This is a genomic window from Dictyobacter aurantiacus, from assembly GCF_003967515.1.
In the GTDB taxonomy this organism is placed as follows: Bacteria; Chloroflexota; Ktedonobacteria; order Ktedonobacterales; family Ktedonobacteraceae; genus Dictyobacter; species Dictyobacter aurantiacus.
On the sequence record NZ_BIFQ01000002.1, the window covers coordinates 2,041,335 to 2,063,398 of the forward strand.

Annotated in this window: 16 protein-coding genes and 2 pseudogenes; 8 read left to right on the forward strand and 10 right to left on the reverse strand. The window is 44.6% G+C overall.

Features of this window, described 5'->3' with window-relative positions; all coding sequences use genetic code 11:
* Positions 1-16: 16 nt before the first annotated feature.
* Positions 17-421 (reverse strand): recombinase family protein, encoded by a 405-nt coding sequence (locus KTT_RS33015; RefSeq protein ID WP_126602039.1) that lies wholly within the window; start codon positions 419-421, stop codon positions 17-19.
* A 229-nt stretch (positions 422-650) separates the two neighbouring features.
* On the opposite strand from KTT_RS33015, the gene KTT_RS33020 reads away from it, so the two are divergent.
* Complete coding sequence (locus KTT_RS33020; RefSeq protein WP_126602041.1) at positions 651-1,622, forward strand: pentapeptide repeat-containing protein; 972 nt, start codon at positions 651-653, stop codon at positions 1,620-1,622.
* A gap of 178 nt (positions 1,623-1,800) precedes the next feature.
* Here KTT_RS33020 and KTT_RS33025 read toward each other — a convergent pair whose 3' ends face one another.
* From KTT_RS33025 to KTT_RS33035, 3 genes are all read right to left on the reverse strand, one after another.
* Positions 1,801-5,613 carry a helicase gene (locus KTT_RS33025; protein WP_126602043.1) on the reverse strand — a complete coding sequence of 1,271 codons (3,813 nt, stop codon included), beginning with the start codon at positions 5,611-5,613 and terminating at the stop codon, positions 1,801-1,803.
* Between the two features lie 21 nt (positions 5,614-5,634).
* Positions 5,635-8,769 (reverse strand): hypothetical protein, encoded by a 3,135-nt coding sequence (locus KTT_RS33030; RefSeq protein ID WP_126602045.1) that lies wholly within the window; start codon positions 8,767-8,769, stop codon positions 5,635-5,637.
* A 208-nt stretch (positions 8,770-8,977) separates the two neighbouring features.
* Complete coding sequence (locus tag KTT_RS33035) at positions 8,978-9,214, reverse strand: hypothetical protein (RefSeq protein WP_126602048.1); 237 nt, start codon at positions 9,212-9,214, stop codon at positions 8,978-8,980.
* Between the two features lie 143 nt (positions 9,215-9,357).
* Here KTT_RS33035 and KTT_RS33040 point away from each other — a divergent pair, with 143 nt between their 5' ends.
* Positions 9,358-9,678 (forward strand): hypothetical protein, encoded by a 321-nt coding sequence (locus KTT_RS33040; RefSeq protein ID WP_126602050.1) that lies wholly within the window; start codon positions 9,358-9,360, stop codon positions 9,676-9,678.
* Between the two features lie 105 nt (positions 9,679-9,783).
* Here KTT_RS33040 and KTT_RS33045 read toward each other — a convergent pair whose 3' ends face one another.
* The 3 genes from KTT_RS33045 to KTT_RS33055 all read right to left on the reverse strand — a co-directional run bounded on the left by KTT_RS33045 (position 9,784) and on the right by KTT_RS33055 (position 13,149).
* On the reverse strand, positions 9,784-10,263 hold the full coding sequence (locus tag KTT_RS33045; protein WP_126602052.1) for an EVE domain-containing protein: 480 nt from the start codon (positions 10,261-10,263) through the stop codon (positions 9,784-9,786).
* Between the two features lie 84 nt (positions 10,264-10,347).
* A complete protein-coding gene (locus KTT_RS33050) occupies positions 10,348-12,171 on the reverse strand; it encodes a DUF262 domain-containing protein (RefSeq protein ID WP_126602054.1) in 1,824 nt (607 codons plus the stop codon).
* Between the two features lie 783 nt (positions 12,172-12,954).
* Positions 12,955-13,149 (reverse strand): helix-turn-helix domain-containing protein, encoded by a 195-nt coding sequence (locus tag KTT_RS33055; RefSeq protein WP_126602056.1) that lies wholly within the window; start codon positions 13,147-13,149, stop codon positions 12,955-12,957.
* A gap of 1,096 nt (positions 13,150-14,245) precedes the next feature.
* Between KTT_RS33055 and KTT_RS33060 the strand changes: the two genes are divergently transcribed.
* Positions 14,246-15,628 carry a recombinase family protein gene (locus KTT_RS33060; protein ID WP_235845986.1) on the forward strand — a complete coding sequence of 461 codons (1,383 nt, stop codon included), beginning with the start codon at positions 14,246-14,248 and terminating at the stop codon, positions 15,626-15,628.
* On the opposite strand, the pseudogene KTT_RS33065 reads toward KTT_RS33060, so the two are convergent.
* A pseudogene (locus KTT_RS33065) lies at positions 15,612-16,559 on the reverse strand (urease subunit alpha); the annotation flags it as partial. The gene KTT_RS33060 and the pseudogene KTT_RS33065 overlap by 17 nt on opposite strands.
* A 470-nt stretch (positions 16,560-17,029) precedes the next feature.
* On the opposite strand from KTT_RS33065, the gene KTT_RS33070 reads away from it, so the two are divergent.
* The 4 genes from KTT_RS33070 to KTT_RS33085 all read left to right on the forward strand — a co-directional run bounded on the left by KTT_RS33070 (position 17,030) and on the right by KTT_RS33085 (position 19,052).
* Positions 17,030-17,386 carry a hypothetical protein gene (locus KTT_RS33070; protein WP_126602060.1) on the forward strand — a complete coding sequence of 119 codons (357 nt, stop codon included), beginning with the start codon at positions 17,030-17,032 and terminating at the stop codon, positions 17,384-17,386.
* Positions 17,383-17,643 (forward strand): hypothetical protein, encoded by a 261-nt coding sequence (locus tag KTT_RS33075; RefSeq protein ID WP_126602063.1) that lies wholly within the window; start codon positions 17,383-17,385, stop codon positions 17,641-17,643. Before KTT_RS33070 ends, KTT_RS33075 begins: the two co-directional genes overlap by 4 nt.
* Before the next feature lie 265 nt (positions 17,644-17,908).
* Positions 17,909-18,325 carry a hypothetical protein gene (locus KTT_RS33080; protein WP_126602065.1) on the forward strand — a complete coding sequence of 139 codons (417 nt, stop codon included), beginning with the start codon at positions 17,909-17,911 and terminating at the stop codon, positions 18,323-18,325.
* Between the two features lie 37 nt (positions 18,326-18,362).
* Positions 18,363-19,052: a hypothetical protein gene (locus tag KTT_RS33085; protein ID WP_126602068.1), complete on the forward strand. Its 690-nt coding sequence runs from the start codon at positions 18,363-18,365 to the stop codon at positions 19,050-19,052.
* A gap of 415 nt (positions 19,053-19,467) precedes the next feature.
* Here KTT_RS33085 and KTT_RS33090 read toward each other — a convergent pair whose 3' ends face one another.
* Both KTT_RS33090 and tnpA read right to left on the reverse strand, forming a co-directional pair.
* Complete coding sequence (locus KTT_RS33090; protein WP_126602069.1) at positions 19,468-20,625, reverse strand: RNA-guided endonuclease InsQ/TnpB family protein; 1,158 nt, start codon at positions 20,623-20,625, stop codon at positions 19,468-19,470.
* Between the two features lie 22 nt (positions 20,626-20,647).
* Entirely contained in the window at positions 20,648-21,043 is a 396-nt protein-coding gene (gene tnpA, locus KTT_RS33095; RefSeq protein ID WP_126603326.1) for an IS200/IS605 family transposase, read from the reverse strand.
* Positions 21,044-21,255: 212 nt separating this feature from the next.
* On the opposite strand from tnpA, the pseudogene KTT_RS33100 reads away from it, so the two are divergent.
* A pseudogene (locus tag KTT_RS33100) lies at positions 21,256-21,534 on the forward strand (transposase); the annotation flags it as partial.
* Between the last annotated feature and the right edge of the window lie 530 nt (positions 21,535-22,064).

Sequence of the window (22,064 nt, forward strand, 5' to 3'; positions counted from 1 at the left end):
CTTGATCGCATCGTGGTTAACGTGAGCGCAGACAGTGAACAATCTCCTCCAGGTTGGCTGCCTGGGGCGTTCGCGAGTGGGGAACAATCATCAGACCTTGCTGGCATAATTTTGTTGGTTGCGGGTCTAGACAAATGACCTCGATACCAGCGTTCAGTGCGTCAATGAGAAAATTCAGCACATGACCCAGATGATGCTTATAAATATGATCAAATGAAGGTAACAGCAGCACCTGGAAGGTCTGCCGATCTACCGCATTCTGTAAATCGGCAAACATTGTCTTACTGGAGTCGATATCATAGTAGACCGCTTCTAGAAAATACCCATGCTCTGTACAATATGTCTCTGCCGCTTGCAGAATATCACCCTTCTCCTCCGCATAAACCGAATAAAGAGCTGCCCGCGCCTTAATAATTTGCATTCCATATCCCTTTCACCATTGTTGCTAGCTTGAGATGACTGTGTTTCATCTCTGTGACGAGGGCAATGCTGTCATTCCCTGATCTGGAGGAGTGGCGAAATATTTTTAGTGGTTTTTCATATATTGGCGATGATCACAACTAATGTTGGCATGGGAAAATGGCGAAATTTGTGTAAGTGGTCGAAGAGACCTGAGTATTTACTACAAACTATAAAGCAATCAACTTGCCATGCAAATTGTACAATACAGTGTTTTTTACGTTGTAGAGAGTGTGATGGACTCTTCTTCCAGGATAAGCATTTGTGGGAGTGAAATGATGAAAAAACTTTTCAAAGCTCACCCATGGTCGATGTCGCTTGCATTAGCTCTCAGTATTTGTAGTATTCTGATATTTCTTGGATATTATCTAAGTTGGCGTTGGACGGGGATGTCAGGGAAAACGTTTTGGGATTGGATGCAACTCTTTATTGTACCTGCTGTGCTAACGATTGGGGGCGTACTCTATACGCACAGTCGTAGCGAAGATGAGAGAAAAAGAATTGACGCTAGCCAGGAGGCAGAGAAGCAACAAGCACTCGATAAACAAAGGGAAGATGCATTACAATATTATTTTACCTCACTATCAGAACTTCTCCTCAAAGAAGACTTAATCGCAAATTCGAAGGCTCAAGTTCTTGCCCAGGCCCGTACTATAACCACTCTTAGGATGTTAGATCCAGTTCGTAGAGGGATGGTTCTTCGATTCTTAAGCGAAGCCAGATTGGTGGATTTAGGTATAGGATTAGATTCTTTACGAGGGATAGATCTACATGAGACAGATCTATCCAATATAAATCTCCGAGGTGCTAAGCTTAGTCGCTCTAATCTGCATGGATCTAATCTGATACGCACCAATCTCAGTAATGCCAAACTTGGTTATGCAGATCTCAGCGGCGCCTATCTTAGTCATGCTCAGCTTGATATGGCCAATCTTAGCGGTACAAATCTCAGCAATGCAGATCTTAGCTACGCTGATCTCCAAGGTGCTAATATCGAGGATGCTCAATCTCTCAAGGGTACAAACCTCTACAATGCCATTGGATTAACGAATGGACAAAAAGAAACTAGCAAAGCAAAGGGAGCTCTTCTTGGCATAGAAGCAGTTTCACCATCTTTACCTCTATCATCGGCTCATGTTGCATTGGAAGGGAAAAATTGGTAAAGTGTTTAACTGTTATTGTCGCGTTCTAATCCAATTCTTCTTTTAACATCTTCTAACCAACCAAAATCTAGTGTCCAGGTAAGATGGTGTACAAATTTTGTACATCCTCTCTTGGGAATGGAACGAAAATACTTTGGTTGTACTATTCCACCCCTAAAATGACAATCTAATATTGCTATTATTCTTGTTTGCTGCTGGACAAGAGCATATTGATGATGTTGAGTTCCCGGGACATAAAGAGATATTTTCCCGTGAACATCTTGCTTCTCGCTGCACTTATATTTAAGCTGCGGAAAACAAGGAATGGAAAATCGTCATAATGTTGTCCAATCGGTAACATACTATCGGCGGGGTAGAGTGTACGGATATAGCGGGACAGTAGTGCATGAAATGGTAGTTGACGCTGGTTATCTGAATCTACAGGCTCTTGTTTGGCTGCAAAATGTTCTTTCATTTCATTTTGTAGCAGGAAAACAGCTATAGGTAGGGCATAATGCTGATCTGTGTGGCTGCTTTCTTGTTCATAGTGAGGTGTTTTGTGTTCTGCCATTTCTTGGAGTGCTTTGATGAGCGCAATACCATCCTTGAGCGCCATTTGGAAACTAGGTGGGTAGCGCTGGTCAGTACTTAAATCTCGCATCGCTGTTAGCAAATCAATACCAGCAGCCTTGTTTTGCTTTAGAACCTCTTCAAATTGCATCCAGTATGCTTCCTGCATCGACATATTGATAATTGGCACAATCAAGAGACTCCCATTAATGTGTGCAAGTTCCAATGCTGGAAGCGTGAGTAATTGGTCAAAACCCTGGCGCATTTTCTGTTCAAAATCATGTGCGAAGGTTGTTATTGATGCGATATAATTGGAGCGTTGTATTTGGTCTTCCTCATGCTTTTGTGCGGCTAGTGGACGCAGACTGATGTGGACATTTTCTAGTGTGCGCATTAAGCTTTCTTGCACAATAGTAAGTCTTTTGTCACCATAAAAGCGGTGACTGAGGGTCTGAGCTTCGCGAATTAAGTTGCTGATGCGCGAAGTGAATGTTTCTCCCGCGGCATAAACGGACTTGCCACCGATTGGAATCATCATAAAATGTTGATTGACCCCTAATTTCAGATCACCAGCGATACGGGTCATCATCGAGGTTTTAAGAATCAGTAGTATATTCAACAGATGGACCATACTTTCACGTACAGAGTTGGCTCGATCTGTGGCATCAGTATAGATAACCTGATCAGTAAGATAGAAGAGCAGCTGTTTTTCTTCCAGGTCACGATGCTTATCGCCGCGTCCTCGATAGATAACCTGGAGTATCTCCATGAGATTTTGCTCAATCTCAAAATGGGGAATATCAATCAGGATGCGTGTCGCTTCGGGAAAGGATAGTCCGCGACTGGCTGATGCGGTCATAAAAACTACTTTGGCAGTTTTACGGAACGCTGCAATGTCTTTTTTATCTTGCTCAGATATGTTGGCATGAATTTCTAAATACTCAACATTAGCTTCGAAGTGTCCCCGGATTTTTCTGATATTCTGAATAAGCTCTGCTAAACGTTGTTTGTCCTGAATATAGACTAACTGTTGAGGAACATTTGCATCATCCAGGGTGGTCAGAATATCTGTGATGATGTTATGCTTCTTCTCCTGCTCCAATTGTTTGCTACGCTCGGTGAAGGTCGCTTCATCGAATTGGAGGGCGTCCACACCGATCTTATAGGTGATATGAAGTTTGCTGGCGGGATAGGCATTCGCGTTGATTACGGTTGCGTGTTCGCGCAGGAAGCGAAATGTTTCTTGATGTAATGGATAGGCTTGGTTCGTATTCGGTGCTACCTGGCGGAAATAAATTTTATCTGGTTCGTAGGCTGTGTTTTCCAGATGTTGCTTGATGATGTGAGGATCAACAATAGAGGCATCAGCGACGATGATTTTGGTGTTGATCAATGGGGAGTTGAGTAGTTCGCGATTCTTCAAAAATGTATGCAATCCATGCAAAAATTCAACCCCACTTTCATCGCCAGTGACTTCGTCGATCATGATAAAGAGGTGCTTGATCTGTTGGCTTAACTGTTGCATCTTTGCAGGAATAACCTGCCCCTCATTGTTATACACGCCTTTGAAGATGGTATGCAGGTGGCGCATCGTCGTTTGCTGTGCATCTTTTAAGCGTTTGAGCGATTGTACTGCAACTGTAGCTACAATTGCCTTGGCTAATGGTTTGTCCAGGGTTGCATGCAGTGCTGTGCATAGACTGTCTAATACCCCGCTAATCTGCTCACCTTTGTCGATCAGGAGTCCCTCCTGAATCTCTTCAAGCTGACGTGCGCGCGCCTGCTGAAGCTGAGCTTCTTCACTATCAGCATGAATAAAGGTCACATTCTTTTCGCGAAAGGTGTCACTACGTTGATTAGAATAATAATGTACTGCCTTGTGACCGCCCGTGTTGCGAATAATCAGCGAGTTCGAGGTTAGTGCAAAGACATCGGGACATGGAGGTTCGGTATCTGTTGTCTCGCGAAACTTTTGGATGATATCCAGATTGACCTGTTTGCGCGGACTGATATAGAGAAACAGGAAGCCGTCGCCCTGTTGCCGCACTCGTTTCAAGTAGTTGACGATGGCAGTTGTTTTGCCGATACCAGGATTGCCTGTTAAAAAGAGGTAGGGATGAGGCCCAGCTAGTGCTTTATTGGTGAGCAACGCATGTACATTCAGGATATTTTGTTGAATATATTCTGCTGATTGCAGTTCAGCACGCAGAGGAGGGCTCAGTTCTTGTTCTGTAATAGCAACACGTGTATTTAAAAATTTATCAATAGTCTCGGTATGGGTCAACCAGTGAGGACCATCACCATTATCGACCAGGTGCACCAATTTTTCTACAAAATCCCGGTTGCCTCCAAATCCTTTACGGGTCGCCAGTTGAATCTTACTCAGTACTGAATCGCGCGCTTCACCAATGTTTTTGTCACTGGTATGGTGTTGATAAATCTCAGCACAAGTTTTCAAGAGAGATCGCTGCTCCTGGTTGATCGACATGGCATTGATGGCGCGATCAGTATAACCAATAATATTAAAAAGAACTTGGTCAGTTTCTGCCAGAATACCTTTGCGTAACAAAAACGCGTAAAAATCGTTGGCATAACTGGCTGCTTGAATAAGCTTAACGGTCTCCTTGTCTTTGCGCTTAAAGGCTGTGAAATAGGTTTTAAGTTGCTCCGACAAAAGATCATTGGTGAAATTTTCTGCTTCAGTATCAATACTCATATCACTAAAGATACTTTTGGAACGGTTATAATATAGTTCCGAGGCCAGCATGGTGCGTATATTTTCGATATTTCCTAGATCTCTGGCTTCCTCAAGGTGTTGGAGAGAGAACACCGAAAGATCGATGCACAAAATACGCCAGTAGCGTCCATATTTAAGTAAGAGCAACGTATCCGCGTTAAGGAAGCGACCGGTGTGATGGTGGTCCTGGATCTCCTTTTCGCTCATTGAGAAATCCGCTGCCTTGAAACTATGCAGCTGTTGCATCAATCCTTGTACAGCGGCCTTGTCATTTTTGTTATACACATAGAAACTGTTCTGTCCATAGAAATTACACTGCAGATAGACAACCTCACGAGGTATATCCTTGCGCTGATGAGAAAATGAGTGCAGGTATTCCGTAAAAAGATTCAGGCCAGCCAGATAGCCTTTTTGCGAAAAATAGAGTACCCAGCGCTGCAACTGTTCTTTATCAACTGGATTTGTGACCCCTGTTTTTTTATAGATTGCATTCAGCAAGCTCTGTTTGCGTAGGTGCTTTAGATCATTAGTATAGAGATCCCCAAAGTAGGTTTTAATCTTCTTGTGTTGAAGGATGGCGGTCAAGAAGCCTGTATTGAAGCCGATTTCAAAAATGCGTCCCAGGTCTTCCCCAAATGTTTGCTCCTGCTTTTGTGGTTCAACGGCTGGTTCTAGAGCCTCAACAGGCTCTTGTTCTGGTTTCATTGGAATACTTCCTTCTGACAACTATTTTGTGTGGATTTGCATGACGGCACGTACAACGGTTAGGAAGGCCAGGGCGTTAAAACGTGCCCGGCCAGCATTCATGTTGGGAAAGATAGAAAGGGGGCCGACTGCCGAGTCACCGATAATGTCGGTATAGGGATCAAGCTTAAAGCCAACTGGGTTTTTTTGTTGGCTTGCCTTTTCGTAGCGTGAAAAGTGCAGCATGGTAATAAAGTCGATGATCTCTGCCTTCATGTTGTTTGGAGTTGAAGTATTGAGAAGATCAGTCCAGATATACTGATCGTATGTTGGATCATTGTCATAAACATTGATCAATGTCACATACGACATGACGCCATTGTAGATGGCATTGGGATTGACCTTGATGCCATTGAACAGATTTAAAAATACCTGTGAGCGGCGTGAAGGATCATTACTTACTCTGGTCAGGTCGCTGATATCATCGATGTAGAGCGAGTCGGCCTGTAACAATGGCTTATTTTGTACGTCGGCGAGCTTGCGGTTAATCACATAATATTTATCACAGAAGGTTGGGTAGACTTTGATGTTGGCATCCACGGCACGCATGGATTGAATAATATCCTTATTCATAAAGAACAAATCTTCATCATCGCCGTCAGACACATTAAGTTTGCTGCTATAAGGTGCATGAGCGATATAAAGGAAATGCTCGTAGCCTTGACGATGATACTTTTTTACTTGCTCGATAATAACATCCGGACGCCGATACAGGTCCTGGCTGTTCTGATTGGCTGAGAACGTGTTCAGTGTACGCACCGTAACCGTGTGGTCGTCTCCCCTTTCAATGCCAATTACTTTCCCAATAACCGTGGATAGATAAGAATCAGGTGAATGCTTATTGGCATCGCTTTTTTGACTGGAAACCACGATAATGGCCATCTTCTTAATCAGATGGTTAGTTGGTAAAGGTGTGACAGGTGCCTCATCGCTGGTAGGTTCTTTCAATTGAAAGGTATGGGGGAGGGCTGAGTAAAGAGAGTATAGCCCGTTGGCTAGTTTGTAGCTACTGTCCTGAATGGTATCGACATGAAAGCCTTGCGATCCACTCAAATAGTCTTGCCCTAACATATGGGCCAGTTGTTTGGAGAGCGAGTGCATAAAGGTCTCATCGTCATACTTGTCGCCCTTCTCATCGGGAGCTTGCATCTCTCTGGCATGGATACACATGAGGGGCGTGAATAGGGCCTGATGTTGCTCACTTGGGAGGCTGTCTGCTAGTAGTTTAATACTGGTATACGCAAGTAGTGTGTAAGTGAAACGATAGACAAATGCTCGTGTTGAGTCACCGTGTACATCGTGGTGGCGATAATATAGCGCAATACGCGTGATGTCTGCATACGCTTTTTTGTATTTATTGGGTGCCGCTTCATCAACGGGGGCTAAAAATATCGGTAGGACCTGAATATCATCGGTCTGAGCACGCATTGTGAAATGTTCGACCTGTTGGTTGGCGGGTGAGTAATAGATTGGCTCAAAAACCATTTTTAAGGGTAGCTTGCTTAGTGTATTGGCGCCTGGAGCATTGTCGGTGACTGCTAGATATTTGAGTGCGTTTTTGCCGTTGCGGCTATCGAAGGTATCCTGAAAAATATTTCCCTGAATAATCTGGTTGACATCTTTGGTCAGGATACTTTTGTCCAGGGTTAAGGCCATATCGAATGACAATCTTGCCGGACCTGAAGAGGCCTTCTTCAAAAATTCAATGATAACTTTCTTGAGCACATCCAGATTTTGTTTTATCGCTGGTTGGGTTACTTGCTGCTTGAGTCTTTGTAGGCTTGCTATAACTTGAGCATCATCATTGGAGCGTAGCGCAGGCAGGATATGTGTTTCAAAATAGGCGACTGGATTATGGTTTTTGTTTTCCATATCTACAAAGACGAAGCAATAGAGCAGTGCAACTTTGAGCATTTTTTCATAGAATGTGTGCTCATTTCTTGCAGCCCTCTGGCGTAGCAGGTATTCTTGGTCGGCAGGATCCAGTAGTATAGTATTGAACTCAAAGACGGATTTCCCTTTGCCACCATGATTATGTACCTCTCCATTAAACTTCATTTTGACACCTGAAGTAAAGGTTTTTGTCTGTCGATTGGCATCTGTATTTTCGCCCAGGAAGCCATCAATCTCAGGAATAATGGGAAGTGCATTAAATGCATCGGCACGGGCAAAGAGGTCGCGATAATTAAATTCTTGTTGGCGAAAGTAGACTGTATACTCGCTATAGGCTTTATCCGCTTGCCGAATATAGGCATCCAGACTCTGTAAGCGACGGATAAGGTTGCCTAGAAGCAGAATGGCTTTGCTAACATTTTTTTCGTTTTGGCTATGTGGCTGTTTGCTTTTTTGCCACTCCATTAATCCTCGTCCTAAATAGCGTAGGTAACAGACCTTTGCCTCGCGATGAATGCGCGCTACAGAATCTTGTAGGACGATATTTTTAAGCTGATTCAGATTTGATTTCTCTTGATTTTGAGCACTGATCAGGTTCTCGCGAACATCGGCGATATCGTCCTCATCACAGCCATCATAGTTCTCGATATAGGTGTTGATACTGTCGACAATTTGTTGATTGAAACTATCGATATTGGTTACGCTGAGTGTTAACTTATGCGCTTTGAGCCAGGTGTCGTCTTTTGACAGGTTCTCGTTAGCATGCAAACTGCGCTTCTCTAATGTATGTTCTTTATTAATGGGATAGGAAAGGCCAGCTGGTTTATTTTGGACGAATACATCCATTGGTTTGAGAAGGGTCGATACATACTGGCCGAGGGAGTGATGTTTTGTACTCATGCATTGAGCGATTTGAGTGTGCAGCTCGGCAAGAATCGTGCGTTGTAGGTCATGGCTAAAGTCTGATTTCTCATTGATGTCCAATGCATGCACTGAGGCGTGACTAAGACCATCCCTGATTTCAAAAGGATAATGATTGCTGTCGGCAAATTTTTCGGCAACTGCATTCGCAATTATATCAACATCAAAGATGACTTTATCCTTTTCGAGGAAAAGATGTTTACCAACCTTCGCTTGTTTCTGCAATTCAGCCTGGATGGCCTCAAGAAGCTCTTTATAGTTCACCGGTGAAAGTTGTTGATCGTTGTATTCGATACTGCTCATATAAATTAAGCCATGCATAAAATTGCTATTGCAACCTGCACAGCCCTCCCTTCAACTATGACCTGAAAATATTCTTGCCAAGAATCGCGATCTTAAAGTATGAATAACTTTTAAAATGAGAATAGCATAAGAGTTAAAAATTTGCAATTGCCTAACTTATTGCTTTTATAAAATTATATAGTGCTTTTGTTCTAATAATTTAATTTTTTTATGATTTACTTTTATTGTTTGCTTGTATGGGTATTGGGGTTAATGAAGAATTGTTAGAATTTTTGTTAGAACCTAAAACGTGTTGCAACAAATCGTCAACATATTCCTCACGTATTTTGCTTTCTTTAAGATTTTGCTCAAAGCTGGTACATATCTCTTTTACTAGCGCTTGCCAGACTGGTGAAGTTCTATTCTGCTCATATTCTTTAATGAATGCTGCCAGCATCCAGGTCATGGCGAAACCATATGGATCATGCCGTTGGTCCTCTTTATCTAGGTAGCCAGGGAACTCCACATCACGAACATGATCTCGCACCAATTCAGGAAAGCTCGATAAACAGCCGAAGCCAGCAGCCTACTAATCGAGGAGAATACACGTTGAGCGAGATATTGGTGCAAGCAGGCTTACCCCAGTTTGTTCATCAATATAGCATTGATCTTGGCAAGCCACTTGGGGTCACAACGCCAGATCTATTCTATCAAGACGAAGTACGAGGAACCCAGCTAGCCGTTTACCTCGATGGCCTCTCCAAAGGCATCCATGGCAATAAAAATCAGCAGCAGATTGATCGCATGATCCGTGAAAGCCTTGAAGAGGAGGGTTACGACGTTATTGAAATAGCTTCCTCTGACCTTGATGACCCTGAAGCTATGAAGCGCCACCTCAAGCGTATCAGCGTAAAGCTACGTCGACGTTAAGTCAGCAAAAAAGCGACCAGCCCTTCTTAATCTACAAGAAGGCTGGTTACTTTTTGAAATAAATTGCTGTATATGTGTCTGTGGATCTCTACGCAGCAGAATATCTCATGAAGCATAGAGTCTGGTTATTTTCTCTTGCAGAGCTTGTTGAATGATTTCTCCATCTGAAGTTCGTAAATGTCTAGGATTATTACTTAGAAAACCCGCCCAAGAGTTAGGTTTTGGACCCTGACAAAATGAAAGTTGCTCTTTTAACGGCGCAATGGGAACCCCATCATCAGAAGGAAGATCGAGACGCACTCTCACTGGAACTCGACACCGAAACTCCAATTCAGGATTGTCCCAAATACGATCTTTTTCATTGAATGGTTCTTCATCAATATAAAAGGGTTCAGCAACTACTTCTAACAGCCCTATCCAGGTAGAAGTGACTGCTTGATAACAAAGGATATAATCACCAATCTGCATCTTTTCTACTTGACGCCTATTTCGCTTCGGAAAACTTGCCAATTGCGCATTTGTTAATCGATGAAATTCTTGCCAGGAAGAGCCTTTATGTGTGGTCAACCAATAATCTCGTTCCATCTGATGAATCCTTTCTACAGATATTGATCACGTCATTAATGATAAATGACAACAACTAATACATATATAGCTATCAGGAGCCAGCTATATATGTATTAGTTGTTCTGGATTCCATAGCTGCTCAGCAATCTGAATATAGAGTTCCTGGCGTTCATCTAACGCTTCTCTGTTAAATGCAGCGTAGGGCTTAAATGGTAAATGCGATTGTTCCGCAAATTGGAGAAAGCCTGGGCAATGTTCGTAGCTCTGTTCCGATAGCGATTTGGCCAGCAAATTCTGACTGTAGTAGTGTGTTACTTTTTCTGGATAGGGTAAAGCACCGTAGCTCGCATTGAAGCTTTTTGGTAGTAACAGTAGGCCACCAATGCGGTTACGATATTCATGAAAATCTGCTGGCTGTGGGAATTCATCACGATGGCGTTCTGGCTTATTGGCCCAGATATGCTCCACCTCAAATTTTGCCTTTCCCGTACTTGTCATGTACGTTTTATACTGTGAAGGGAAATTAGATTTTTGCTCAATGTAGTGAGTTATGCGCATAAGCATAAGTCGAATAAAGAAATAGTTTCTTTGGTTCAATCCAAAGCGTGTATTGCTGGTAAAGCTTTCTTTTTCTGCCTTTAATCTGTTATAAAGATTGCTCCTGAGTTCCTCTACAGATTGGCGTCTGATATCGCGCATAAGCAGATACATGGCATATTGCATTGTTGAGAAGCCGATATTATGTAAGTTCCAGAGTCTGCGGTTGAGGAGAATATCCAGATAGAGCCCTACCAATTTGAACTTGTGATGAGCCACCTCTTCAGAATCCTCGGGTAGCAGTGGAGCCAGCAAGAGTTGATATTGTGTGGTGAATCCCAATTGAGCATTATAGTAGATAGACTCCCAGCCTTCTTGGAAGGAGTTAGCAGCTTTTAGCAGATGCCTATAGTGACGAGCATAAAAATTCATATCTCGCTCAATAAACTGTATAAAACTTTCCTGATTATCGAGGCCTATGCGACTCTGATAATCACGTATCCAGCGGTGGAATTCTGTACCTATACGGTCAAAATCTCCAGGTTTAGAGCCCTTTTTGCGATCACGAATGTTTTCAGCATACTGACTACGTAGCCAGGTCTTAAAGAAATCAGCTGGAGCCTCTTTATAAAATGCTTCAAACTTTGTTATCTGTTGTTTCCAGAGCACATTCATCGTATTTCGTTTCTTGACATCTGAGATCTTCGCCAGCAAATATCCCTTAAGCATATCTGTTGGATTGAGAGAAAGTCCTCGATCATTCATTGTCTCGAAAATTGTATAGGCATCTTCATCTGAATATGCTGTAATCTCAACAAGATGAACTTTCTCTGTGAGCCAATCAATAAAATGGAGTAGTGCCCCATCGACTATCTCTTCAGGTAACAGCGTCTCAATTTCACTATAACGTTGGACAATATTTTGTACCGATTCTGGCTTATCCACTTCATCGAAAGGCCGCCCAGTATATAGAGCGTCCAGGCAACTAGCCCATTCTTCAACATTCATATTAAATGAACGTTGACCAAAGTGAGCTGAGAAAATCAGACTGTTGATTTCAACTGGATCTTTATATGCTTTTTGTAAATTGTTCAGGTAAATGAGGAAGAGCGTCAAACTCGTCAGGCGTTGCTGTCCATCAATAATAAAACTCTGATTCTCTTTCTTACTAATAATGATTGAGCCCAGGAAATAATGACCATAGTCAGCAACAGAAAAACGAGCATGCCCTGCTTCATAATCTTGTAGGAAGCGAGATGCCAAATCGTCAATCAACTCTTTCAACTGCTTCTCTTCCCATTTATATTCGCGTTGATAATAATCAACTGAATACTTAGTATCCGCCAGTAGTTGGCGAACAGTCTTTGCCATACCACGAATCTCATTCATTATATGTTCCTTACTACTAGATTTTAATGACTATATAATATAATATGAATTTTAACCGAAATGGTTATTAATATCAATGTAATTATGCTTACGTTATTGCTTAAAATGTTTGTTAGCATGAAATAAGAAATTCCATTAATTTATTATATTTATTTATGGGAATCGAACTCACTGGGTTCATTCACACAGACGCTCGGTTTAAATTTCCGAGGTTTCTCTTTGGATTGCTTCACCGTAACCATATAGATATTGACCTACTTTATTGAGGAGGAAATTGCTGCATTTTGGGCTTGGGTGTGGTTGGATATGGCAGCCCTAGTGGATGAGGCCGACGTAGAGGACATAGGGTTCAGTAGGGTACGATGGTTATAGCAAAGGTAGTATGAACTTGATTGGCGTTTATTTTGAGTTGAACAGATCCAGACGACGTTTGCGTGTACGCCAGACATGGGTGTCGATTGGCATGACATTGCATTTATAAATTAAAGAGTATGACGTGGACAGATGTTTTATGAGTCGGTGGGTTAGCTAATCACATTTGGCATATGGCTGAAAGTTTAGTATACAAAGTAGCCTCTGTTAGCAAGGATGGAACCGAAATAGCGCGAGAAACGTTTCTATTTGATTCTGTCATGTCTTAACATTGTAGGGTTTGTTACCGAAAATGATCTTGTATCCAGTTACCTGTTAATGCTGTCCCATCAAAATATTGATAGCAATGGGAATCTTAACGAGAGTTTCTTTCTTGTTAACTCAATGCAGCATAGGGCACAATAATTGTTTTTAATTTCCAGCTCTCCTCAAGTTAAGAAACTCCTCGAAGTCGCTAGGTTTAATGCGATATTCTGGGCGCCGGCCACCCACATTAAATGCTTTTAAATCTTGCTTTGTGATCCAATTGCGCACGGTTTTTTCATCGACGCTCATTCTCTTTGCTATCTGCTTAACAGTTAGCATAACTTCTTCTTGCTCCGCCATTAGCCTCTCCTATCAGTATTTAGGTCATTATAGTATGTATATTCTGCGTGGTCAATTAACTTCACAAATATTCATTTTGATTCTTGTTTATTATTTTTTAAGGACTAATAATCTGTTAAATTTCTATTTATTGCTGTATAATACCATTCAGGGATATTGACTGTGATTGAAGAACGCTAATTTTGATGTTCTATCACGATACGTCCGCATATCCCTATAAGATTGGAGGAAAAATTCAGCAAGAATCTTCTCGTCATTTCTTTTCTGCGTTCGCTATCCTGATTTCATTATGAGTAGGGCAGATTTTGCCAGGTGATTATGAAAACCAGGAGCATATATGACTGAGCCAGAGAAAGAGATGATTCGAGAAATTTTGATTGAGCTCTTTTTAGAAAACCCAAAGAGGAAATCAAATGCAGATCAGCCGTCTCTGAAGGAGATCAAGACAAGCCTTTAGCTAGAAAGAGGAAGTTTAATGGTAGCCAAACGGAAGAAACCGACAAAATTTTATGCTACAGAAGAGTTGTATAACCCCAGAATTGATACAAGCCGCGATGCATATTTGTATGGGCGACAGTCTGATAAAGAACAAGTTGTTGAGAATATACAATCACATATTTCTCAAACTGTCAGGTTGCTTGATTATGTAAAAAATACCTTGGGTTTCAAAGATGATGGGACAACGGGGAGCGTTACCCTATTCGTAGAAAACGAGGTGGTGGATTCAGACGGAAATGTAAGTATTAAAGATGCTTCGGGGACATGGCCTATTGATCGCAGGCCCGGTTTGAAGGCTATTTGTAATGCTATTGAAAGTCCAACCTCCAATGTTGGTGTCGTTATTGCTGAGTATGTGGACCGTCTCTTTCGAGACGAGGACCGGATCGATAGTAATATCTTTATCAAGCTGTGCCGCGAGAATGATGTTTTTGTCCATATTGAAAGTAAGCGGATGACCTATAATTTTGCCAATCTACAACATGCAGAGATGTTTAGGATGGAAGTGCAGATGGCAGCCGCCTATATCGAAAACCATGTACGTGGAACTATGCACAGGCGGCGTAGTCTGGCTGCCAGAAGTGGAATGTGGGCAGGCATGGGATCTATCCCGGTTGGCTATATTACTGAGAGAAATGAGGAAGATCCCCGCTACGGCAAGTTTATCATCTACAAGCCTCATGCGAAGATTGTTCACTGGCTTTTTGTTCGCTTTGTTAAGCTAGGTTATGATCTTGTTGAGTTCAAACGAGAATTACAGGCAATGCCCTATATTTTCCCCGCTTTTGAGAGTTGGGTTCACCCCTCTGATACAAGTAAATGCAACCTGCGCGTCCAGAATGGTGGCTTTTCCTTTTGTGAGTCGACGATTGAGAAAATCCTGACGAATCAGGTTTACATTGGTATATTTAAGCGTGAAGGCGTTACACGAGTAGATAATCATCCGGCTATCATCGAGGAAGATTTGTTCTGGTCAGTTTATGACCGCTTAAGAGATTTTCGGCCAGACGGTACTCCGACCAATCGTGTGCGTCGGGTTGTTAAATATTCCCAGATAACCTATGCGGAGCGCAAACCACTTTTTACATTTACTTCGTCAGATCCTAAGGCCACTGTGTCTTATGGAAGAAGTGCTCAATGGTATCACTATAAAGTGCGTGTTTATGATGGTATGTCTCGGGAGACTGTAGTTTCAGCATATGCCGATGTTGTAGAAGATGCTATCGTAGCCCAGCTGTTCGAACGCTTACAGTTACAAGACATAGACATTGGTGATATGGAGAAGAAACGAGCCGCCATTATCGAGAAAAATGCAAAGAGGAAGAGGAGGCTCGAACAAAGTATCGAAGCTATTGATGAAGAAATTGATACGCTGACTGTGAATATGGGTAAGATTAAAACCGACGTTGTGGTTGCTCGCTTAGAAACGCAGATTGAGAAGCTGTTGGGTAGAAAGTCAGAAGCAGAAGCTGAGTTAGTACAAATTGCTCAGTCGTCTCAAGAAATTGTATTGGGCACGTTTGAAGAGGAGCTAAAAGACTTGGAACAGTCCTGGCATAAACATTCGTTTGGACTGCGCAAATCATTGCTTAAGCTTTTAATTAAAGAGCTGAAACTCGATTATGTCAGCCCCCGCTTTTACCGTATAACCATTGTGTGGATGTATGGGAACTGGGGAGTAGAAACGGCCTTTATTGACAAGGGCAAGGGCAATAAGAAGTGGAGGTCGGATGATAATAAAATCTTGCGAGACATGTACCGGGATAAGAGCCAGCTAGAGATTATGAAAGCTCTTCCACAGAGAAGTTGGAGAAGCATATTGCATCAGGCTGATCACCTTGGCGTTAGAGAAGGAACGTGGAAACCTAAAACCATTAAAAACGTTAACATCTGTTTAGATGACATGGCATTTCTAGAAAAGTTTGGCCTAACACTGGAACAGTTCCAAGATGGAAACGACGTGGTATGGTATTTTTGGTAAAAGGCATCGTAGGATTGGTCGAGGATGGCAGGATATTTGGAAATGAGGCGATACGGATAATATCAGGAGCATGGCCCCCGCCAGCACCTTCTGTGTGGTAAGTGTGAATCGTCCTCTGTCCAATGGCCGCGATCGTATCCTCGACAAAGCCAGCTTCATTGATAGTATCCGTATGGATGGCCACCTGAACATCATACTGGTCCGCGACCTTGAGACAGGTATCAATGGCCGCAGGAGTGGTACCCCAGTCCTCATGCAATTTGAGTCCGCAGGCGCCAGCGCGTATCTGCTCCTCCAGCGGCTCGGGGGTCGCTGTATTGCCCTTGCCCAGGAAGCCGAAATTGACGGGCCAGTGTTCGGCCGCCTGGAGCATCCTCGCTATATTCCATGCGCCCGGTGTACAGGTGGTCGCGTTAGTACCCGTGGCGGGACCTGTACCACCACCGATCATGGTGGTGATGCCGTTGGACATGGCCTCATAGACCTGCTGTGGTGAAATAAAGTGGATGTGTGAGTCGATGCCGCCGGCCGTCACGATCATGTTCTCGCCAGCGATCACTTCGGTTCCGGAGCCAACCACCAGCTCAGGATCAACGCCATCCATCGTATCGGGATTGCCGGCTTTCCCCACTTTGACGATGCGACCATCACGAACGCCTATGTCGCCTTTGACGATGCCCCAGTGGTCGATGATGATCGCGTTGGTGATCACCAGATCCAGGGTGCCAGGGGTACTCTCACGGCTGGCGCGGCTGCTCTGGCCCATGCCGTCACGAATCACCTTGCCGCCACCGAAGGTAATCTCATCGCCGTAAACGGTATAATCTTTCTCAATCTCAATCAGTAACTCGGTATCAGCCAGTCGTACGCGATCGCCGGTCGTAGGACCATAGAGATCGGCATACATCTGGCGAGGGATGCGTTGGCTCATACGTGTTGCCCTCTCATCACTATCTACAAGAATGGAAGTTCCGGCTATCACAAACAACTGTAATGACGGATGTCTCTGATGGCATGGCCGCCTCCTTTGTTGGTTCCATCTTAGTATACTGTGAAAGCGGGGCACCTGGTGTATGATAGGTGGCATCATATGGCTGTTTTGTACATAATATAAAGAACCCATATTTATGGTCATGCAACCTGATAAATGGATCTCCGGCCATACTTACAGTGACATAGTTATAATGCTGCTGTTTTGCGAAACCTTATTGTGTATTAATCAGCAAACTTAACGTTCTTACATACAGGATGGTTTGGTCACTGGCGTTTATCTCCAGGTGATAATGCCAGGGTGCCAGAGGCAGGAGTGGTTTTCGAGAATATCAGGCAAACGTGAGTTGTTATCCAAAGATTTGGCTGCAGGTAGTATTGGTATTGAGAAAGGTACGCAAAGCAGAAGAGATGGAAAAAGCCTCAGAGGATAGGACCCTTCAGCAGCAACTGGCACGGGTGGTTTCCGAGATCTCAAACCCCTTGTTTGTGGCGCTCCCGACATTTTTAGTGATTGCACTTGTGACTGCGCCTGATGTTGTGCATGCTTTCCTCTGGTGGATCATTCCTATTCTTGGTATTTCGGTGGCCCCATTTCTGTTTATCTGGCAGGGGGTGCGAAAAGGGAAGCTGACGGATCACCATGTCAGTCAACGTGAGCAGCGTTTTGTACCGCTCTTCTTTGGCCTGACGTGTATGCTGCTCAGCTTTGCTGGCCTCTACGCCTTGCATGCGTCTCCTATTCTCATCGCTACGTGGTGGCGGTGATCGTCGCCTGCGGTATTTCGCTCATCGTAACACGCTATTGGAAGATTAGCTTGCACCTGGTTGGTATAGCAGGTGCTGTGACGGTCTTTGTCCTTCTCTTCGGCCCTCGCTTGCTTGCTCTCTCACCGCTCGTGTTCCTGGTTGGTTGGGCACGATGGCAAGTGCGCGCCCATACCGTTCTGCAAGCCATTGCTGGCACCTGCCTGGCTATCGTTGTGACGGTGGTGACATTTCAGCTCTTTGGCATTCAACTCTAGCCGAAGTGTTTTGCTGTTTCACGCCTTTACTCTTCTTCTGGCGGCAGCAGTGTGAAGGTGTACTTTCCTATCAGCAAGGAAACTGTATTCATCGGATTTGCAGAAGAACCGCTTAATCTGCAAATTTCTATAATAGAACCGGCCAGCGTAAGCAAGAATTGATATTTGTTGAGCTTATGCGTTATTTATAGTGAGGTATTATAAAACATTTGCATTGTAGACATGCTTATCAATAGTAGATGATTTTCAGTAGACAGGAGGCTGCATGAGACGATTCACCGCAATGGGCATAGGGATTTGTTTGCTTCTCGTCGCCTTTCTCTCGTTGGTAGCCTGTGGAGGGAATCCGTCAGGAGCTATTACCGGACAACATATTACAGCCATTCAGGTAGGAACGGGTTTCGATCAAAAACAACAAGCAGTACGAGGAGAAAGTGGAACATTTCAGGTTGGGCAGACATTGTACGTTGTCTTTACTATTAATACATCTGATAGCAATGCTATAGCAACCTTAAAAATATTCAATGGTGTTGACCTAGAGGATACTAGTTTACCAGTCTCTATCAAATCTGGTACCGCAGTCTATGAAAAATCAGTGTTGCTCAACGCGACGGGCGACTATACTATCGAGATTGACTATAAGTCGAGCAAGGAAGCCTCCATCCCTTTTGCGGTAAACTAAGATCACGCCATATATATCATAAATAAAGGAGCCACAGGTGACTAGAATACCTCGCATAGTACGTTTCGGCATACTCTTCCTCTTGGTTCTCATTTCACTTGCATCCTGTGGTGGCAACGACACAGAAGGTAATGCACGTGCAACTGCAACGCCTACGTGCCAACCAACCTACGTTTATGACCAGGTGCAGAATCAAGGCGAGGCATTGGACGTTGTTGACTTTGAGTCCGCTTATAATGGCACAGCGAATAAAGAAATTTTTACACTTAGTGCGAGCCATAGCGCTTCAGTCTCAATCTCAACCAGCGACACAAAAATAGAGAAGTTTCGTGCTGAAGTTCAGGCCGGTATAGAAGCCAGTGCAGATGCCCCTCTGTTCAACGGAGCAGCCAACCTTGAGGTTACGGCAGAAGCTCAGGCAGATGCCATCTACGAAAGTGTACATCGGGTTAGTAATACTGTTAGTAAGATTCAAACATCGACAACAGGAAGCCTGATCCAGTTAACCATCCCCCCTATGTCGAGGGGGTATGGACTCTACGGAGCGATGGTAAAGATCACGTCTGGACATCTCTATTCGAATAATTGCGGTACTCCAGATGACCAAGGAACAATCTCGGCAATTATCCCTGAACGCTTTGAATGGTGTACCTGGACAAGAGGTCCTAATCTTTTTAGCGATGGTGGACAGGGGCCATGTGATGTGGTGGCTTACAATTTAGGCTAAAGCAACCAGATGGATCATCGTCGGATTACATTATTAACCAGAATAATCCTAGCGATCTCAAGCTGATAGCTCACGACGAGTTGTCAGCTTTCTTTGTATCAACAGCCTCTTTCACGTCCAAGAGCAACCTTTCCGTATCCTTTGCCCAATTCTGTTTGAGCTCTTTCTCCACAATGGTTAGATCGCGCAAGTGATGGACTTGCACAATGATAGCTCTGATAGCTTGGGAGGGCATCATGCACCGAGATGCTCGTGAACAGCGGCGCAATCCCAATCGTATTCATTCCCTTTCGATCTCGGCTCGTGTTTCTATTGACACTCCCCGGTCTAAAGACGCGGGGATTCTTCCTTCATCCATCGAACTTGCTCACGGATATTGCTACCAGCAAGTAGAGGCCCAATGTCCAGAAGCGTTTCATGCACTCAACGGCGCATCCGTTCCCGTATGCCCTACGGTACGGTCCTGTTCCCGTTGCTCTCGTTTTGCCAACGCTTTTGCCAGAATATTACGAGCGGCATTCTCATCGCGGTCTATGAGCAGTCCGCACTTGGGACAGACGTGGGTACGCACGCTCAAGCTTTTCTTGACGAGCGTGCCACAGCCGCTACAGTTCTGGCTGGTGAAATGTGGTGCGACCTTGATCACGGGGATGGTGTGCAACGCCCCATAGTATTGCACCCAGGCCAGGAAGCGGCCCCAGGATGCATCATTGATCGATTTGGCCAGGTGGTGATTGCGCACGAGATTCGCTATCTTCAAGTCTTCAAAGGCAATGAGATCGTGAGATGTCACAAGCGCGTTCGCCTCTTTGCGAGCGAAATCTTCGCGCTGCCTCTGGACTTTCAGGTGTGCTTTTGCCAACGTCTTTCTGGCCTTCAAACGGTTCTTGCCGCCCTTGGTTGTCTTGGAGAGACGACGCTGCAACCGCTTGAGACGTTTCTCGGCTTTGCGATAGTGGCGGGGATTTTCCACAGTAGTGCCATTGGCATCGGTGTAGTAGGCTTTGAGTCCCACGTCAATGCCGGTGATCGCTCCTGTCATCTCATGTTCGACGACCCGATCTATCTGCACGGCAAACTGACAGAAGTAGCCGTCTGCACGCCGAATGAGGCGAACCCGCTTGATCTGTTTGACTGGAAAGGTTTCAATGGCTCGCGTGCCCACCAGACGCAAGCATCCAATCCCACAGCCATCGGTGAAGGTGATGTGTCTGCCGTCTGCGTTCAATTTCCACCCAGAGGTTTTGTATTCCACTGAACGATTATCATGCTGAAAACGGGGGTAACCTTTCTTCCCTGATTTCTTCTGTTTGCAGTTGTCATAGAAGCGGGAAATCGCAGACCACGCCCGATCCGCTGCGGCTTGCCGTGCCATCGAATTGAGCTTGCTGGCAAAAGGAAATTCCTGAGCAAGGGGGGAACACGAGGCTTGCAAATCATTGCGACCGATACCACGGCCATCCATCCACTGCCGGATACACGTGTTACGGATGAATTGCGTGATCCTGATTGCATCTTCAATGGCAGCGTATTGTGCCTTTGTGCCATCAAGTTTGTATTCGTAGATGAGCATAGCCTCGTGTCCCCCCTTCCTGCTAGGACCTTGATTGGCGGGCAATATAGGCGTCAATAATCTCCTGACTCACATGCCCGGCAGTTGAATAGAATGTCGAACGGGTCCACAATGACGGCATCCGTCTCAGGTGCTCAAATTGCTTGCGCAGATGGTTGGACGAGCGACCTTTGATGAGCCGTGCCACATCGGTGGGCGTGGTATAAGGGGTGATCTGAATGAAGAGATGGACGTGATCGGGTTGAATCGCCAGCCGGACAATGTGCCACTGGTTTTCCTCTACCACGTGTTCAATCTCCTCTTTTAACCGATCATGCACCGGACCTACCAACACCTTGCGTCGTCGTTTCGGGCAAAAAATGATGTGGTACAATATGTGGTGGACCGCATGCTGTTCATGGATATACGCATCACTCATGTAGACTAGTATAGTTGATGCGACATGCTCTGTCAACATGCCACTGTGCACCAGCCCCAAAACAAGGAACGGCGATTCATCCCCCGCATGAATGACTCTGTTGGGAAATTTTGTTCAGACAACTCGTCAAGGAAGAGCAAAGATGGTAAGGTGAGAAAAAATCCCCCCTTGACAGGAATGGAGTGAAAGACGAGAAGCAAAGGAGCATGCTCATGTCCATGAAACCGAGACGGCTAGATGAGGTTCCAGAAACAACGAGCCGGATCGCCCATCGAGCATTCCCCAAAGGGACGCTCGCGATGGTTTTACGAGACGAACTGGCAAGCATCTATACAGATGAGACCTTTGCTCATCTGTTCCCCAAGCGTGGACGGAATGCAGAAACTCCCTGGCGTTTGGCCGTAGTGACAGTATTACAAACCATTGAGCACCTCACAGATCGCCAAGCAGCAGAAGCAGTGCGGGCGCGCATTGATTGGAAATACGCCTTGTTGCGCCGTGTGGCGCATGGTGATATCCCTGGTGCAGCCAGGAAGAATGAGAAGGGAGATTCTTGAGTCATCCAACTTACCTGGACCTGAAAAGGAAAGGGGACAAGAGCATGTTGGAAACGCAGAAAACATTCGAAGACGCTTAGGGTGCTGTTCTGCAAGGCTCGCGTGATATGGCAAGAGCTACACTGCTCAAATGCAAATCTCCATGTGGTGTCATATTTCACCCATCGGTCATAGCGTCTATTACCGATGCCATATGATGCAGTAATTACTTAGGGCGATTACTGCACCCTTCTTCATATTGGGGACCAGCTAATGAAGTTGGCAAAGGGGATGAATTGCGTGCCTACGTCACGCTCGGACGTATCACCATGACGTACCACGGGATGGCCTACGAGCTGCGAGGCTTAGGGTCACAGAGTCTTCATACTACTCGTGGGAGTCACGACCCACCAGGGCGGTTGGGAAAGCCAGCCACAGGGGGAAGGAAGACAGGAAATGTGGAGTTCCAACACGAAACGAGGTAT